The 19,411-nt window shown below is 33.4% G+C and carries 12 protein-coding genes; all 12 read left to right on the top strand.

Going from position 1 to position 19,411, the window contains the following annotated elements; genetic code table 11:
- Positions 1-269: 269 nt before the first annotated feature.
- The 12 genes from FS935_RS11935 to FS935_RS11880 all read left to right on the top strand — a co-directional run bounded on the left by FS935_RS11935 (position 270) and on the right by FS935_RS11880 (position 18,896).
- On the top strand, positions 270-4,067 hold the full coding sequence (locus tag FS935_RS11935) for a glycoside hydrolase family 30 protein (RefSeq protein WP_146948817.1): 3,798 nt from the start codon (positions 270-272) through the stop codon (positions 4,065-4,067).
- A 189-nt stretch (positions 4,068-4,256) separates the two neighbouring features.
- Positions 4,257-4,904, top strand: coding sequence for a ThuA domain-containing protein (locus tag FS935_RS11930; RefSeq protein WP_158638602.1), 648 nt, complete (start codon positions 4,257-4,259; stop codon positions 4,902-4,904).
- Between the two features lie 168 nt (positions 4,905-5,072).
- Entirely contained in the window at positions 5,073-5,696 is a 624-nt protein-coding gene (locus FS935_RS11925) for a YesL family protein (protein WP_158638601.1), read from the top strand.
- A 233-nt stretch (positions 5,697-5,929) separates the two neighbouring features.
- Positions 5,930-6,868, top strand: a complete 939-nt coding sequence (locus tag FS935_RS11920; protein WP_146948814.1) for a carbohydrate ABC transporter permease — start codon at positions 5,930-5,932, stop codon at positions 6,866-6,868.
- 182 nt (positions 6,869-7,050) lie between these two features.
- Positions 7,051-7,884, top strand: a complete 834-nt coding sequence (locus FS935_RS11915) for a carbohydrate ABC transporter permease (protein WP_146948812.1) — start codon at positions 7,051-7,053, stop codon at positions 7,882-7,884.
- Positions 7,885-8,037: 153 nt separating this feature from the next.
- Positions 8,038-9,402: an ABC transporter substrate-binding protein gene (locus FS935_RS11910; protein WP_193559363.1), complete on the top strand. Its 1,365-nt coding sequence runs from the start codon at positions 8,038-8,040 to the stop codon at positions 9,400-9,402.
- 158 nt (positions 9,403-9,560) lie between these two features.
- Positions 9,561-10,685, top strand: coding sequence for a glycoside hydrolase family 88 protein (locus FS935_RS11905; RefSeq protein ID WP_146948808.1), 1,125 nt, complete (start codon positions 9,561-9,563; stop codon positions 10,683-10,685).
- Between the two features lie 168 nt (positions 10,686-10,853).
- Positions 10,854-12,659 (top strand): sensor histidine kinase, encoded by a 1,806-nt coding sequence (locus tag FS935_RS11900; RefSeq protein ID WP_146948806.1) that lies wholly within the window; start codon positions 10,854-10,856, stop codon positions 12,657-12,659.
- 7 nt (positions 12,660-12,666) lie between these two features.
- The gene (locus FS935_RS11895) at positions 12,667-14,277 is read left to right on the top strand and encodes a response regulator transcription factor (protein ID WP_146948804.1); all 1,611 of its coding nucleotides are present in this window, start codon (positions 12,667-12,669) and stop codon (positions 14,275-14,277) included.
- A 153-nt stretch (positions 14,278-14,430) separates the two neighbouring features.
- Positions 14,431-16,278, top strand: a complete 1,848-nt coding sequence (locus FS935_RS11890) for a DUF2264 domain-containing protein (RefSeq protein WP_146948802.1) — start codon at positions 14,431-14,433, stop codon at positions 16,276-16,278.
- A 46-nt stretch (positions 16,279-16,324) separates the two neighbouring features.
- Positions 16,325-18,148: a heparinase II/III family protein gene (locus FS935_RS11885; protein WP_146948800.1), complete on the top strand. Its 1,824-nt coding sequence runs from the start codon at positions 16,325-16,327 to the stop codon at positions 18,146-18,148.
- 262 nt (positions 18,149-18,410) lie between these two features.
- On the top strand, positions 18,411-18,896 hold the full coding sequence (locus FS935_RS11880; RefSeq protein ID WP_146948798.1) for a nitroreductase family protein: 486 nt from the start codon (positions 18,411-18,413) through the stop codon (positions 18,894-18,896).
- Positions 18,897-19,411: the final 515 nt, after the last annotated feature.

Raw genomic sequence — 19,411 nt, 5'->3', positions numbered from 1 at the left:
ATGACATCACTTCCCAAAATCACCTTGTAATTTCTTCTTGAAATATGACTAGACAAATATTACTTCTATTTTCTAAAAATTTACAGAAAAAGCAAACGAATAGTAAATGGCATTCTTAAACCATAAACCTATGAAGGTGGTTTATATATCTAAACTCTGTAAAGGAGGTGAGGTAATCTTTAAATAAGTAGGAACAATTGACACTAGTTTTTCCCATTTAAGTAGTTATCTTGGCTAATTGAATAATCAAAGTGAGGGATGATAAAATAATGCTCAGAAAAAAGAAAATGAAGAAACTAATCGGTTCTGTAGCTATTACTACCCTATTAGTGGGGTCAGTCATTACCGTGAGTCCGAATGAATCCAAAGCTGAAGTGGTCACAAAAAATATTACAATTGATGGTCAAAATGTAGATGAATATAACAGGTTTAAAGGGTTTGGAACTGTTACAGCAAATAATACATCTCGTTTGATGTTAGATTATAAAGAAGAACACCCAGAGAAATATTGGGAAATTATGAATCTATTATTTAATAACGAAACAGGTGCTGGTTTAACACATGTCAAAATAGAATTAGGTGCTGATGTGAATTCATCCTCCGGAACTGAGCCGGCAACAATGCGGTATAGTGATGAGCCAGCAAATGTATTAAGAGGAGCCGGGTTCCAATTTGCAGCTGATGCAAAATCCATCAACCCTGATATCACGACTGAGATTTTACGTTGGGGTGAACCCAGGTTTACTTGGACTGGTGCTGCGACCCTTGATTATGAAAATAGATATCAATGGTACAAAAAGACAATGGACGCCGTTAAAGATGAATATGGATTTAAACTAGATTATATTGGAATTTCCCAGAATGAAAGAGCGCAAAATAATGGTAAAAACGAACTTGATTGGCTTAAATATTTTACTACTTCTATTAAAGAAGAACCAAATTATGAAGCTGACTATAAAGATATTAAACTAGTTGCCTCTGATGGTTACCGAGATACAAAAACAATAAGTAGGACTTTGCTTGATCATCCAGATTTAATGGATGAAATTGATGTTATCAGCTCTCATTATGGATTAAATGGATCAAATGAACTTACTGAATTACAAAACAAGTTAATAGAACTAGGAAAGAAGCCTAAAGAAGTTTGGGTGTCTGAAGGAATTGCGCCGATGATTAATGCACGTTATCGCGAAAATATGGAGCCGAATTATCGTGGACTCGGGGGGAAAGCTGGAATTATTGATGTTACCTCACGTATCATTTCAGTGTATTCATGGACAGGGGCAGCAAGTAATCCACTTAATGCTGTTTCATTTGATTTCCAGCCATCAGTAGCAGCATTTTATGAAGGATCAGCCTACAATCCGAAGCATTTAATTAGTGCCTTTGATCCGTGGTCTGGTTTTTATGAAGTAGATGGTGGATTGCAAGGTGTGCGTCATGTGATGAATTTTGTTGGATATGATGATCACTCGACACCTGAAAATGAGCGGTGGATGTATGTGAAAGATGCAACATATAGTGATGGGAATTTCTTTGATGGTGGTGTTGATGTTGATACAAGTACTCATAACTACCTTACATTAAAAGATCCAGAAACAGATGACTATACAACTGTTTTTGCAAATAATACAAAGAATACTAGAAAATATAAAATAAATACAAAAAACTTAAATGGCAAGGAAAATGCACCAATCTTTGTATGGGAAACACGTGGTGCAGATGAAGGACAAGCATATGATGCTAATTGGTTTAAAAACATACATGTTATATCACCGCAGAATGGAGAATATGAAATTGAAGTGAAACCTTATTCAATTGTAACGATTTCTACATTAGATAAAGAGTCAGAAGTAGAAGGCTTTGAATATGAATCACAGCCAGTTGATTTATCTGAAGACACAATTTTATCTTTACCTTATAAAGATGATTTTGAATATAAACAATATCGTGATGATGAAAAAGGAAGAGATTATGTTGAAAGAAGAGGAGGAACTCCACGTTATACAACTGACCAAATAGGTGCTTTTGAAGTTGTGAAAAAAGCAACTAAGCCTGCTTCTAGTGGAAGTGTAGAACGTACTGAGTTAACGATTCCTGATGCCAAAAAGCATGGAAATATGCTACAGCAGAAAATAAATCCTGATATTATCGCATCAGAATGGTCTGTATGGGGTGGGAAAGATGGCTCAGAATCAACTAGTAATCCAAATACAACACTTGGTGATCATCGATGGGTGAATTATAAGGTTTCTTATGACTTTTTATTAGACACTCATACTCCAGAAGTAGAGGGAAGAAGCAATTATGCTTTAATTGGAGTACGACAAATGAAAGCCGGTGGTTTAGATTCACATGCACCATATAATGCCCGAGTGTATTCAGATGGCAAGTATGAAATCCTTAAATTGGGTAATGTTGTAAAGAGCGGAGAAATTGGTCAATTCGATAACAAGCTTTGGCATAATTTAGCTCTTGAAGCAAAGGAAAATGTGTTCACACTTTACCTTGATGGAAAAGAAATTGATCAGTATACGGATGAGGATTCAACGGTAATGTCTGGAAGAATTGTCCTAGGATCTGGATACTATGAAACTCTTATTGATAATTTACGTGTAGATCCAATTAAGGGATATACCTATGAGTCAGAAAAGATAGATAGTGCACAGGGAAATCTATATAAAACCGAGGAAGAAGCTCTAAATAATACTAACTTGTTAAATCCAATTAGCTATATTGGTAAATGGAACTATACACAAGCGGGCTATGCACACTTTAACCGCACACAAATGACCGCAGCAACAGATGTCCCTGTTTGGAATGGAGTGACGGTAGCTCATGGTGATTCAACAACAACGCAAGGGACATTAAATAAGGTATTTTATTCGGGCAACTGGTCTTCCAATAGTTCAAATGCTTGGAGCTCTGTAGGCGGTTCGTTTGAGATCAAATTTAAGGGAACTGAGATCAGACTGTTTGGTATCACAAATCCTTCAAATGGCACAGGCGATGTATATTTAGATGGAAAATTAGTCGGTGAAGCGAATTATCTTAATAACAGTCAAATAAATCAGATTGTATGGTCTTCAAAAAATCTTGAAGACAAAGAACATACACTTAAAGTTGTAGCAAAAGAAAAGTATATCAGCTTTAGTAAAGCAGAAATTGAAACCACTGATCCTATTTTAGCTGTAAAAAAATTAGGTGCTAATGATATTGTTAAAATTTCGGATGAATCGCTTGTTGGAAACGAAGAAAATACAGTGTATGCATTTAGAAAAAATGCTTCTTGGGGTTCCAATAATACAAATGCATGGGCTAATTTTAATGATGATCCATATCTTTTAATAAACTTTACTGGTTCAGGTATTGATTATCTGGCTGGGAAAGGAGAAAAAACTCTCTATAATTTTGAACTTGATGGAGTTGATGTGGGGAATTTTGGCGTAGATTCAAGCACAGGTGTAAGATACTCTATACGAGGTCTTGAAGAAAAACCACATACTCTTAAAGTGTCACTAAAAGATAATGAAAAGCTAGAAACATTCATGGATTACCGTGGAGTAAATATCTATAGCAAGCCTAATACAGATAATCCTAGTAGTAGTATGATGGTTTTTGAATTTGAAGGATCAGGCTTCAACTTATTTGGTGCCACTCCTGATGCCTTAATTGATGTGTATGTTGATGATCAATTAGTTGATGAGAACTTTAGGATATATGCTAAAGGTGATAGACAAACTTCTTATCATATTCGAGGATTTAAGGATAAAAAGCATACAGCTAAAGTGGTAATTAAAGGTGGAACATTTGTTTTAGATGGTATTGATGTGATTAATGGGAAAAACAAAGTAGAAGTAAATAAAGAAACTTTGCAAAAGTTATACGATGATCATGAACAGAAAAATCATAAAAGCTATACAAAGGAAAGCTGGAAAAACTTCCATAAAGCACTCATGAAAGCAAAATCTGTACTGAAGAACCCACAGTCTACTACAGATAAAGTAGTTGCTGCAAGAGTTTCCCTACAGGATGCCGTAGAAGGTTTAGTTGAAAAAAATGAGTAAGAAGTTTTAAATTAGAGTCTTTCTGATCCTTCTATTACTACTGAAAGTAAAATATTAATAATATTAAAGTGGCTGTCTCATTAGTTTTTTACCTTATGAGATAGTCTCTTTGTTTAGGGACAATTTACATTCCTACTTAGAACAATGGATAGAAGGCAATTAAGATAAAAATGACTCTGGAGGGGTATGATGAAAAAAGTTATTGCACTTCTAGGTGATTATTATCATCAAGAAGCTAACATTTCACCAGCTCTTAATCATGCTTTATTAAAGTTGAAAAATGAAGGAGAACAAATGGAAGTTGAGTATATAAAAGCAGAACAATTAACTGAAAAGCTGCAAGAACACCCTGATATCGTCGTACTATACAAAGCAAATAGATTAAATCCAACGGAAGAAAAGCCAAGATACTGGATGTGTGAAAAACTTGAAGAGAAAATTTGTCAATATGTTAAGCAAGGTGGCAGTTGGTTTGTTTGGCATTCGGGATTATCTTCCTATGAAAATTTTAAAAAATATTACGAAATGGTTCAGGGGAAATTTGATTTTCATCCGAGTGAACATCAGCATGTTAGTTATCAACCAACAGGAGAAGTAACAACTATAAGAAACCAGTTTAGTATGGTTGATGAACATTATTTTGTGACGTGTGATGAAAGCAACACAGATGTGTTTCTTAGAGCTGTTTCAGCTAAAGGCAATACTGTTGCAGGCTGGACTCATGCGTATGGTATGGGAAGAGTTGTATGCTTAACACCTGCACATAATAAAGAAGAATTGGTTTCCAACGAAATGGTCGACTTATTGGCAAAATCTCTAAAACTATCTTACTTATGATTCCAAGTAGGATCTTGGGTTCTACTTCATTTTATTAACTTTGTAAAAGTTACATAAATGAATAAGAGTAAAAAATTTTCTGAAAGTAGTAAAAAAAGTGATATTTATGTAAAAACATACAAATTATGATTAAGTTAATAGCTGCTAAAACAAATGGAGGGGAACATTTTGGAATCAGCAGGTTGGACTTCAGGGGTATTGCGAATATGTGATTGGATTAGTAAATTTGCCTATATTAATCTACTATGGATATTTTTCACACTAATAGGTTTTATCATTTTTGGAATTGCTCCATCAACTGTAGCTTTATTTTCGATTGTACGTAAATGGATTATGGGAGAGCATAACATATCAATTTTTTCCTCTTTCTGGAATGTTTATAAAAGTGAGTTTAAAAAGGCGAATATACTGTGGGGAACATTGTTATGTATCATAGGTTTCATGTATATAGATTTGGTTTTAATTAATTCAATGCAAGGTATACTTCATTACATCTTTTTAACATGCTTTGTTATTATGACTTTTATATTTTCTATTGTCCTTATCTATATTTTCCCGGTGTATGTACATCTTGAGGGTTCTATCCTTCAATATTATAAATCAGCCATTCTACTCGGTACCTCATTTCCATTTCGTACCTTCACAATGATTCTTGCGGTGGTGACAGGTATATTAATAGGTTTGATCTTCCCAGGAGTCGCGTTATTATTTTTCGGGAGTGGCGTAGCTTTTGTTTTGATGTATCTTTCATACTCAATCTTTGCAAGTATGAATCTAAGCACAAATTCATAGATCGTTAATCCTTAGACACAGATATATCTGCCATGTTACACAAAGCAAATATATCTGTGTTATTTTTGTTATTAATACAAAGTTGATAGATGAAACAGGTGATCTTTTGTTTGTGGACTCTTGTTTTTTCTTAAAAGAAGTAAAAATTATTGCAATATCTATCAAAATACTGTTAAGTGTCGAAACTCTTCTTTTCTTATAATAAAGGTATATTAAAAAAGAGGTGATACCCGATGAGTTCGAAAGCCGAAATATCTACATCCTCAAAAGTGAAAATAGGTAGAAGAAAAGTAAAGACAGAGAAGAGTGAGAATTTAGCAGGGTTTTTATTTGTTTCTCCAATGCTTATTGGAGTTTCTGTATTAGTGCTTCTGCCGATATTTGCTACATTTATTTTAAGTTTCTCAGATTGGAAGTTTATTCAAGGAATTGATCAATTAAAATGGGTTGGGTTTAGTAATTTCAAAGATTTAATTGAAGATAAAGTATTTAACAAATCATTATTAAATAATGGGATTTTCTTATTTACAGTACCAATCTGTATGGCATTTTCATTGTTTTTAGCTGTGGTAATTGATAAAAGCGTTTACATGAAAAGCTACTTTAAAGTTGCATTTTTTATGCCATATATATCAAGTGTTGTTGCCATTGCGGTTGTATGGCAAGTATTATTTCATCCTTCGTCAGGACCTATCAATCAAACATTAATGTCATTAGGCATTGAGAATCCACCATTGTGGATTGCTGATCCGAATTTTGCATTGATATCAGTTATGTTAATTCAAATATGGATTTCGGTTGGCTTTAATTTAATTATCTATATTGCTGGTCTTCAATCGATTCCAAAAGAATTATATGAAGCAGCCGATATGGATGGGGCAAATTCTTGGGTAAAGTTTCGTCATATTACCTTCCCAATGGTATCTCCAACTTCATTTTTCTTACTAATCACAGGTATTATTTCAACGTTTAAAGTATTCGATTTAATCGCAGTTTTAACAAAAGGTGGACCTTTGCATTCAACAAGCATGCTTGTATGGCATCTATATGATACGGCTTTTGTTAATCTAGATATTGGATATTCATCTGCAATGGCAGTTATCTTATTCTTTATTGTCTTTTTAATTACAATATTACAATGGGTTGGACAAAAAAGATGGGTTAATTATTAGGGCTCTTTTCTGAACGATTGTTGCTATGTAACCAAAATATGGAGTGAAAACTGTGTTTTTCCACTATAAGGATATCTTTTTATGAAGAAAAGATGCCACTAGACTTAATACAGTGATGATTGCTTCATGTATTTAAAAGCAACAAAGTTTTGAAAACAGCCATTATTAAGGGAGGGAACTTAATGAGTAAGAAACTAAATATTCAAAAACTCATTTTTACAATAATCGTATTTTTAGTTAGTATATTGTTTTTATTACCATTTATATGGATGCTCTCAACATCATTTAAAATAGAAGCAGATGTATTTAAGTTTCCTATTCAGTGGATACCTGAGAGATGGAATGGTTTTAATAACTATCAACAAGTTTGGTTTGGAGAGTTTCCGTTTTATATCTATTATTGGAATTCTATAAAAGTTGCAGTCCTCACAACAGTCGTTTCTTGTACGGTTTCAGCTTTAGCAGCTTATGGTTTTTCTAAAGTGAAATTTCCTGCAGGTAAATGGTTATTTATCATAGTTTTAGCAACTTATATGGTTCCTCCACAAGCTAGCTTAGTTCCACAATTTATTCTTTATCGAAACATTGGGTTGTTTGATAGTCACTTAGGGCTAATATTATTAGGGAGCTTTAGTGTATTAGGAACTTTTATGCTAAGACAATTTTTTATGGGAATTCATAACGAGTACATTGATGCTGCAAAAATTGATGGTGCAGGTCATTGGAGGATTTTCTGGTCAATTGCTTTACCTATCGTGCGTCCTGCAGTTGCAACATATGCAATCTTAAGGTTCATTTGGACTTGGAATGATTATCAAAACCCTTTAATTTTCTTACGATCAGATGCTCTTTATACAATTCAACTGGCAATGCAAAAGTTTACAACAATTAATGGAGAGTTTTATTCATTAATTATGGCTGCAGCAGTTTCTGCTATTCTACCATTACTGATTGTATTTATGATCGGACAAAAGCAAGTAATTGAAGGAATAGCATTAGGTGGAGTAAAGGGGTAATAAAAAACAATATGTAGCAGGAAAACTTTTTGAAAAGTCAAATATTTTCCGATATGAGTAAAATAATTATTATATTAATGGTTAAAGCCTTTGCTATACTTTTTCGTGTAAGGGTTTTCATTGTAGAAGAACTTAATAAGGGGGAGAAATATGATGAAGAAGAAGTTTTGGTCTACATTAGCTGCTTCGACAATGTTAGTTGGGGTACTAGCAGGTTGTACAGGTGGTGGAGAAAGCACCGCTGGAACAGAAAATGATAAGGATAATAAGGCATCTGATGAAGCTGTGACAATTAAGTTCCATACACACGGAAATGAAGCAAGCTATAATTGGGAAAAAACAATTGCAGCTTTTGAGGAAGAGTACCCTAAAATAGATGTTGATCTTGTCATTCTTAGTGAAAAGGGAGACACCCAAGAAGCAACACAGAAGTTAGATTTGGCGGCTGCTTCTGGTGAACAATTAGATGTTTTAATGTTTAGTGATCCTGCTAGTTATGCACAGCGCGTTGCACTAGGTATGGTAGCACCAATTGATGAGTTTATTGAAGAAGAAGGATATACAATAAATGAAGAATATAAAGTGGATACAAAGCTTAATGATAACTATTACGCACTTCCTGGTAAATTCAATCCTTGGTACGTATTGTTAAACAAAAATCATTTAGATGAAGCAGGATTAGAAGTGCCAACTGATTGGACATGGGAACAGTATATGGAATATGCAAAAAAACTAACAACAGATGATCATTATGGAACATATTTTCACGGTCCACAAGGTGGTGGCTGGATGGAATTTATGAAATTAGCTCTTGCTAGTGAAGAAGATAATACAGAATTTATTAAAGCAGATGGTACGTCTAATTTTGATAGTCCTTTGTTTAAAAAGACATTAGAAATGCGTGTTCAAATGGAAAAGGTAGATAAATCTGCAACACCTTATACAGATATTATTTCACAGAAGCTTCATTATCGTAATCAGTTTTTTGGTCAAGATGCAAGCATGGTGTTAATTGGTAGCTGGATGAATACAGAATTAGGAGGAACAGAACAATTCCCTCTAGACTTTAATGTGGCTGTAGCTCCTTACCCTAAGAATGAAGAAGGGGATGCAGGTGGATATACTCCAGTTACAACTGACTTTATGTCTGTCGCTGCGAATTCGAAGCATAAGAAAGAAGCTTATACATTTATTCGTTGGTACACATCAGAAGGTCAAATCGTTCAAGGGAAAAATATTCCTTCTTGGAATGGTGTTAGTGAAGAAGAATTAGGATCTATTATCGATGGAATCTTAGCAGATACTGCAACACCTGAAAAAGTAGATAGAGAGTCACTAGTGAATGTATTAAAAGGAGCAAAATCATCCAAGATCATCCCACCTGTTCCTTATCAAGCAGAGCTATACAAGGTTGTAAATGAAGAGTATGAAAAATTAATCTTAGGTGAACAAGAAATTAAGCAAACATTAAAGGCAACACAAGAAAGAGCACAAGAAATTATCGATAATAATAAATAATTGTTGATAAATGCATATGTATTAGGCGTAAATGCCATTTCCCTTCCTCCCAACCTATTTAATTGGGAGGAAAGGAAATGGATGCAGCAAAAGCTGACGCCTTTTTCTTTTCGTTATTTTATGTCTGATGAAAACTGAAAAATAGGAAAGGTGATATGATGAATAGCAGTTTAGTATGGGTTGAGGAAGCATGGCTGAAAGTAAATACTAAGGTTGAAAGAACGAGTGAAAAAATAGGGTCAAATTTTCCACATGCAAGTGTTGAAGGGAAGTACCAATTGGAGGCTCCTTCATGGTGGACAGCAGGATTTTGGCCTGGATTACTTTGGCTGCTTTATCAGGATACAAAAAATGATTCCTATAAAGAATTAGCGGAACAATGTGAAAAGAAATTGGATACTGTTATCACAGATTATTATAAGTTAGATCATGATATGGGCTTTATGTGGACGTTAACAAGTGTTGCAAGATATAAACTTTTAAATGAAGAAGACTCTAAAAGACGAGGGCTATTAGTAGCAAATTTATTAATGGGTAGGTTTAATGCTTCAGGGAACTATATTCGTGCTTGGAATCCATGGTATGAAGGAGAAAAAAATTCAGGTTGGGCAATTATTGATTGCTTGATGAATCTACCATTATTATTTTGGGCAACAGATGTAACGGGAGATCCTAGATATAGTATTGTTGCTAAAAAGCATGGAGAAACTGTTTTAGATCATTTTATACGAAAAGATGGTTCTGTACATCATATTGTTCGATTTGATCCTGAAACTGGGGAAAGAGTTGAAGCTATTGGTGGTCAAGGCTTTGGTCCTGATTCAGCATGGTCTAGAGGAGCAGCATGGGCAATTTATGGTCTCTCATTACTTTTTAAATATACAAAGGATGATAAATATCTACAATCAGCAAAAAATGTTTCACACTTCTTTATTGCCAATCTACCAGAAGATTATGTTCCACATTGGGATTTTAGGCTTCCTGATCACATTACAAAATATCGTGATTCTTCAGCTGGTGCAATTGCAGCATCAGGTTTACTGTTATTGGCTGATCAAGTAAGTTCAACAGAATCTGCAATTTATAGGAATGCTGGTGCTAGAATACTTAAATCCCTTTACGAGAACTATGGTGCTTGGGATAACCATAATGAAGAAGGCTTAATTCTTAGTGGAACTAGTCACTATCCTGAAGGGAAGAATATTGATGTACCACTTATTTATGGAGACTACTATTTTGTTGAAGGTCTAGCTAAATTAAAAGGAAATAATCAGTTGTTTTGAAATTATTGCATGAATTTAAACGAAAAGAGTACTTAATGCCATGTTTCCTTTATAGTATCCAAACTAGGCACAAGAAAAAATCTTCTCTTCAGTAACTTTTGATAAGATAATAAGTAGAGGGAAAATAGTTAATCCCGAAATCTTATCCTTTACATGAGGAGGTAAGTTATGTGGAGTCAGATACAAAAGAAGCTACCACCCCATTCTTTTCGCTACAAAGTTATTTTAACTTCCATCATTTGTATTGTTATACCTGCTATTATTACGCTCTTTATTAATAACTATTTAACAAAGGATGCTATGAAGGAACAGGCATTGTCAAATGCTAATCGAGAATTGAAATTAGCAGGAGAATACCTGAATAAAATCTTTGAGGATATGTTATATGCTGCAAATTTTGTTCAACTTGATTCTGAAATTAACACTATTTTAAAGAAAAATGCCAAAATAGATGATCATACTATAGAACAAGAAGAAGCATATGAAAGCTTTGTAGAGTATAGTAAAGTGTCTAAAACGATTGAAAATGTAACACTACTTGGAGAAAAATCATATGTAACGATACTTCTAAAAAATGGAAAGCACTACACCAATTATCCTGTAAGTGATTATAATCCAGAAAACCTATTTAATAAACCTTGGTTTAAAGAACTAGATGGAGTTTTTGGATATGAAGCCGTTTGGATCGGAAGTCAGCCAACAGTTTTCAAATCGGAACAAAAAAGTAATCCTTATCAGATTTCAGTTGCTAGAACTTTAAGAGATTCTAATCTGAAAATCTATGGATATGTCATTGTAACTATAATGGAAAATAAAGTGAAGCAAGCATTTGAAAGTTTGCCTGGTAAAGAAGAAATGATGCTTGTAGATTCATCATTTAAAATTTTATCTCATCGAGACAATGGAAAAATTGGGGACAAATTTCCTTATATAAAGGAAATTCAAGATCCGAATTTTACAAATATCATAACTGCACAGAAAGAGAATTTCCTTTATGCAGATCATCAAATAATGAATATGGGATGGAAGCTCGTATCAGTTAATCCATACAAACAAGCTATCTTTAAAATTAATTCAATTTTCCAAAAGGTATTTCTTGTTCAATTGATTTCATTTATTATCTTTTTCCTATTATTAGCCTATATATTACAGACAATCACAAAGCCATTAGTGCATTTAAGCAATGTGGCAGAAACTGTACAAAGTGGTAACTTAAAGGTTCGTTCTAACGTTCAAAATAAGGATGAAATAGGTAAACTCTCTAATTCTTTTAATTTAATGCTTGATCGAGTAAATGAAATGATCAGTGAAATTACAGAAACTCAAATAAGAAAACGAAAAGCAGAGCTATCAATGCTTCAGGCTCAAATTAATCCACATTTCTTATTTAATGTATTAAATTCCATTCGAATGAAAGTGATGAAAAAGGGTGATTATGAGAGTGCTGAAATGATTAGCTCATTATCTAAATTGTTACGAATGACCATTGATCAAGACAAAGGCATGATCACATTTAGAGATGAAGTAGGTATCGTAACAGATTATGTACGTCTAATGAATATGCGTCAAAGAGAAGCAGTTCAATTTGAGGTTAATGTATCAGATACTGCATATTTAGAAACGATACCACGTTTTATTTTACAACCAATTATTGAAAACTCTATTATCCATGGATTAAATCAAAGTGCTGGAAAAATTACTGTAGAAGCCTTTTTAAAAAGGAATGATTTCTTCATTATTATTGAAGATAATGGTGAGGGAATGAGTGAACAGTCACTATTAAATCTACGAAAAAGACTAACTAGAGATGCAGGCTTTAGTAATGTGCAAAATAAGATGGGGTTCTCAAGTATTGGTATAACAAATGTATATGAAAGAATGTGTATGACTTTTGGTAATGCATTCAATATGGAAGTGTATAGTGAAGTGGGAAAAGGTACAAAAGTGGTACTGTCTGTTTTAAGGGGAGGTTGAATGATGAATGTATAACGTAATGCTAGTAGATGATGATTATCCAGTTCTAGAGCTATTAATTGAGACAATCAATTGGAACCAATTAGGATTAAATCTTCAAAGCACTCATGAAAATGGAGCTAATGCTCTAACCCATGCCTTAAATGAAATGCCAGACATATTAATAACTGATATCGGTATGCCTAAAATGAATGGATTAGAATTAACCAAGAAATTAAAAGAATTAAATCCTAATATACAGGTTTGCATGTTAACGTGTCACAATGAGTTTGATTATGCACATCAGGCTTTAAAGCTCAATGTACAAGATTATCTTTTAAAAGATACACTTAATCCGAAAGATTTAACTGAAGTACTAAAAAAATTAAAGCAAAATAAAGAAAGAGAAGATCAGAAAAAAATAAAAGAATTCAAGTTAGAGAGTATTGTTGAACGAAACAGAGAATCAATGAAAAGAGATTTTCTACGTAAAACGATTGATCAAAGCAGCTTTGAAAATAAAGGTATTTACGATGAAGCACGATCCTATGGGTTGGATTTAACGAATAGAATGTTTATACCTGTATTATGCTTCATACAAGATTATCGCTCTGCCAAGATATCTTATCATTCTGAAGATACATTATTATTCTCGATCCAAAATGTCATTAATGAAGTATTAAATGATGATGATCAGATAGCCATTTCTTTTAATTTTAGTGAGAAGGAATCTTTTTTGTTCTTTCCATATAGTACAACGTTAAAGTCAGATAGTTACGGAGTAACAACAAAATGTCTTGAGAAAATTCAGAGAAACGTTTTTAGTTCATTAAATATTACCCTCTCTTTTATAGTAGATAAACCATTTGATTCCTATCATTCTTTTAAAACATCACTGCATCATTTACTCGATAGTTCGAATCAACGATTTTATATGGAAACATGCAAAATAGAGAAAAAACGACTAGAAGCAAAAACAAATGAAAGCTTATTTGAATGGTATGACAAGGCGTCAAATGAAATCAGACAGCTTATTATAAATAAAGATGTTTCAGAGATTAGACCACTTATATGTAAGTGGATGGATATCTTTAAGGAAAAAGAATATTCAGCAGAAATTGTGAAAGACTGGACTCTTAAACTTTTACTTGATCTTAAGGTTAAGATGAAGGCTTTACAGTTTTTTGGTACTAATACATCAAATGAAGTTCTTCATGAAGAAGTAATTGGAATCGATTCTTTAATAGAGCTAAGAACCTGGTTAATTCATTATTTTGAAATGCTTCTGTCTGCAGTTAACAGTACTAGTTCAAAATCCAGACGAAAAGAAGTACTCGAGGCTTGTAAATATGTTGAAGTGAATTTAGAAAAGAAAATAACACTTGATGAAGTTGCGAACATTCTTTATTTGAATCCTAGTTATTTCAGCAGACTTTTTAAAAAAGAAGTTGGTGGTACTTTTGTTGAGTATGTGACAAGAGCCAAAATGAACAGAGCAAAAGAATTACTCGAACAAACTGTTGACTCTGTTGGGAAAATATGTGAGAGGTTAGGGTATGACAATCAGAGCTACTTTATTAAAGTGTTTAAAAACTACGTTGGTGTCACTCCTATTGAGTATAGAGGAGAAAAGCGGTAAGGAATTATATCACCTTTTATTTTGTAAGCGTTTAAAGAGGGGTTGATTACTTCCTTTTTAATATAAGAATTTTTGTGGAAATTGGTTCTACTAGATAAGATAGCTGGTTTTAGGTTTAATTTGGCTTATAAATTGAAAGGGGATCATGATTTCATGCTTACTAAAATTGAATCGCTTCAAACAAACCCTCTTAAATCTAGGGAAGATGTAACTGAGGCACTAAAACAAATTTTTAATCCATTAAAATCTTTTTATAGTAAAGGGTTTACCAGGTTGAAATTGGGAAATACAAGTGCTGCATACTCTGATTCCACATCTGAATTTGAGGCCTTTTCAAGATTATTATGGGGCTTAGCACCCTTACTTGCTTGTGAAGAGAAAGAATCTGATCTGTGGAAAATGCATCTGCAAGGTATAAAAAATGGAACAAACCCTAATCATGAGGAATATTGGGGAGAAATAACCCATTTTGATCAAAAAATAGTTGAAATGGCTGCTTTTGGTTTATCTTTATTACTAATTCCAAGCAAGATTTGGGATCCTCTTAATCTACAAGAAAAAGAAAATTTAACAAAATGGTTATCACAAATTAATCAATGTAAAGCACATGATTGTAATTGGTTATTCTTTGCTGTTCTTGTTAATCTAGGATTGAAAAATGTCGGACAACAATATGATCGCTGTAAAGTTGAAGAAAATTTAGAAAGAATTGATCAATTTTATGTATCTAATGGTTGGTATTCGGATGGTATTGATGGACATTCAGATTATTATGTACCTTTTGCTCTTCATTTTTATGGCCTTATCTACTCTAAGTTTATGGAAAAAGAAGATCCTATCCGTTCTAAAAAATATAAAGAACGCGCAGAGATGTTTTCAAAAGAGTTTATTTACTGGTTTTCAACAAATGGTTCATCTGTTCCTTATGGGCGAAGCTTAACGTATCGATTTGCCATGTCTTCATTCTGGGGAGCTGCGGTTTATGCAGGTATTAAGCCTTTTTCATTAGGGATAATGAAAGGAATTATTCTTAGAAACATGAGATGGTGGTTTAAGCAACCTATCTTTAACGATAATGGCATTTTAACAATAGGATATTCTTATCCTAACTTGATTGTAGCTGAAAATTATAATTCACCAGGTTCACCTTATTGGGCGTTAAAATCATTTTTACCTTTAGCTCTTGATGGTGATCATCCCTTCTGGCGAGCAGAAGAGGAGCCACTCCCTCTATTACAGGAAAAAAGGATTCAGAAAGAACCACATATGATCATTTTTAGAAATCAAAACAAAGATCATGTTCTTGCTTTCAATTCAGGACATCTATCAACAAACGAACATACTCACACCTCAGCAAAATATGAAAAGTTTGTTTATTCTACTACTTTTGGTTTTAGTGTACCACGAGCAGAATGGGGGCTTTCACAAGGAGCATTTGATTCAATATTAGCTTTGAGTGAAGGAGATAATATTTATCGAGTGAAAAGAGAATGTGAAGATACTAAAGTTGAAAAGAATTATATCTATACGAAATGGAAGCCTTGGAATGACGTAGAGGTGCAAACATGGATTGTCCCAGGCACACCTTGGCATATTCGAATACATTGTATAAAAACAAGCAGAACACTAGATACAGCTGATGGTGGCTTTGCATTAGGGATTGAAAGTGAAAAGGGAGAAGCTACATTAAAAACGGATCAAATGAATCTTGAATGTTTTGCTCAAATGTCATCGGGAGCAAGCGGAATGAAAAGTCTTGATGGTGGAGGTAGAGCTGACTTAGTTTATCCGAATTCAAATACAAACATTCTGCATTCTCGTACTGTTATTCCGACGATTCAGAAGAGAATTATGCCAGGAACCCATTTCCTCGTTAATGCTGTGTATGGAGCAACTAATACTGATGAAGATAGCTGGAGAGCAGTTCCTAGTGTAGAAATAGATAAGGAGAAAATCATTGTTCAATTTTTGGATGAAGCAGCAGTGATAATTCCAATTTAAATAGAGGAGTATATTATGTTTCTCTAAATTGTGAGGTGAAAATTATTTGCTTTTAGAATATGAGCAAATACATGCTTTGATTAAAAAGAACAAGTCCTCTCTTTTATTTTCATCAAAGCAAGAACAAGCTAATTGGTTTAAAGAAATAAAGGAGAAAACAGTTTATCAATCTCTATTACTTGAAATAAAAGATGAAGCAACAAAGCTACTCGAAACACCCCTTCAAGAGCTCACATTTTATGAGTTTACTATCTTTAGAGAAACTGGATCAAGACTTGAGTATGAGAGAAGCTACTTTGCAACAAGAAGACGTTTAAATACATTTGCTTTAATGACGTTGATAGAACCGGATGAACCTATTTATTTGAAGGAACTTCATGAAACCATTTGGTCTATTTGCAATGAGTACACATGGTGTTTACCAGCCCACTTAAAAAATAGTACTGAGATGGATACAAAATTGGATGATCAGTTTCAGCAATTTGAGGATCCTTTTTACACTATTGATTTGTTTGCTGCTGAAACCGCATTTACACTCAGTGAAATACTGAAATTAACGGAGCATATCATTGATCCCCTCATTCAAAAAAGAATGGTGAATGAGGTATTTCGTCGCGTACTTGTTCCCTTCCAAAAACAATCATTTGATTGGGAGACCTCAACTCATAATTGGTCAGCGGTCTGTGCAGGCGCAATCGGATCAGCTGCATTACATTTAATAAAGGATGATAAACAATTAGCTTCAATTCTAGAGAAAGTGTTAAAAGCTATTTCATATTACTTAAAAGGATTTAACAATGATGGTGCTTGTATGGAGGGATATGGATACTGGCAGTACGGTTTTGGTTTTTATGTCTACTTTGCAGATTTACTCAAGAAAAAAACATCTGATGAAATTAACTTATTTCATATTCAAAAAGTTCATCAAATAGCTCTTTTTCAGCAAAAATGTTTTATCTATAAAAATCAGGTTGTAAACTTTTCTGACTCAACAGAAAGAGGAGCTATATTTTTAGGTCTTAGTCATTATTTAAAAACTATTTTTCCTGATATTGAAGTTCCCGAAGTAGAGCTACGTGCATCTTATGATGAAGACCATTGTAGTAGATGGGCACCAGCTTTTAGAAATTTACTTTGGTTAGATGAAAAGTTAAGTGGTAATCCTTGGCGTAACGAAACGTATTATCTTAAAGATTCACAATGGTTCATTTCAAGACATGATGAGTATGTATTTGCTTGTAAAGGTGGACATAATGATGAGCCACATAATCATAATGATATTGGCCATTTTATTTTACAAGCAAAAGGAGAATCTTTTTTTAAGGATTTAGGAAGTGGAATGTATTGTGAGGATTATTTTAACCAAAAACGTTATACATTTTTATGTAATGGATCTCATGGACATTCGGTGCCAGTCATCAACAATCAATTTCAAACTGAAGGATACAATCACAAATCAACGATTATAGATTATTTCAGCAATCAAACAGAAGATTTAATTGAAATGGATCTTAATAAAGCATATAACATGAAGAGCTTAGAGCATTTAGTAAGGAAATTTCAATGGAAGAAAAATCATACACCAGAACTGGTTCTAATTGATACATTTCATTTTTTAGAAAATCCAATTTCCATCGTTGAACGATTTATTACTCCTGTCATGAAGGTCATTGAAGATTCTACAGGGATAATTTTGGAAGGATCTGAGAAAATAAAAGTGTATTTTGATCGAGAGCAACTAGATTTAATTATTCGAGAAAATGAATTTATAAATCATTTTGGGAAGAGAGAAGAGTTGTATCAGTTAGATTTTACAGTTAAGAAGCCCAGCAAATTGACTTCTGTAGAATTGAGTTTTCGATTTATGTAGAAGTAAGTCATGTGGAAAACCTATTAAATAGATTTTTAAAGCAATTTTTTAAAAAAATAAAATCATGGAGCAATTCAGTCAAAGAAAAATTTGCTTAACTAGAATGTATCGATTATACCTATTTTCCTGTTATAATCAAATTAACAACTAATATCTTAACCTAGTCACATACCATTCTCTTATTGTGAAACTGAACTCCTGGATACTTATAGGGTTCCATCTGCAAATATGAGGATTTTATATTTTTAAGGAGGAACATGACTTGACTATCACTGATATCATTTATTCACGACGTACTATCAAAAGCTTCAAAGCAGATCCAATCTCTATGGAGCAAATTAGTAAATGGCTACAAGCAAGCACTATGGCACCAAATCACAAAATGACTGAACCATGGGAAGTGTATTTGGTAGGGCCTGAGACAAGAGCAGCTTTAAATCATAAAGCTAATTTTTTCAATGCTCCTGTTGTAATGGCAGTTTTATCAAAGCATGGTAGTACAGAAGTTGAAAAAGCAGAGAACGCCCTAGCTACTGCTTGCTTTGTACAAAATTTTAATCTGATAGCTTGGGAAGAAGGAGTCGGTACATTCTGGTCTTCTGTAGGAAATGCTCAGAAAAACCGTGAGATTCTTGGTGTTCAAGATGAGTATGATGTGATTGGAGTTTTTGGAGTGGGTTACCCAGAGGAAATTAGTACTCCAAAAGATAGAACATCAATCGAAGAAAAAATTAAGCACTTACCATAATACTGAGAGGCTGTCCGAAAAAATGGGCAGCCTTCTTTTATGAAGAAATTATCATCAGGCAGGGAAATGAGTACACTTATCGTCTTGCCAAAAGCTTTTGTAAGTTTTTGGCTTATAAATTGACCATATACCAGATCTTTGCTAAGATAAGGTTAACTGAATAGACGTCATTACTCCAAAGGGGAGTAGCTGTTAAACAAAGTCGTCATTACGGGTTAAAACACCCCGGCTTTGTTGGCAATTTTATTGTTAGCGAGACCTTTGCCAATTCTAGATTGGTAAAGGTCTTTTTTTAGACCTTTACATGGTAGTAAAGGTCATTTTTATTATAAATAAGATAGGGAATTAGATTGTTATTACAAAGTTTAGGAATTTTATTAAATGCTAGGTGGTTAGATTAATGTAGAACATTTGGGTTTGTGGGAGGATCTTAGCTCTTAGAAAATATATATAAGATAATACACATAACCCAAGTAAGATTTATTAATCAGATAGTATTCCAAAAAGATAGGTGA

Origin of the sequence: Metabacillus litoralis, from assembly GCF_007994985.1 — a bacterium.
Lineage (GTDB): Bacteria > Bacillota > Bacilli > Bacillales > Bacillaceae > Metabacillus > Metabacillus litoralis.
The sequence above is the reverse complement of the archived record's forward strand: the minus strand, read 5'-3'. Positions and strand labels throughout refer to the sequence as shown.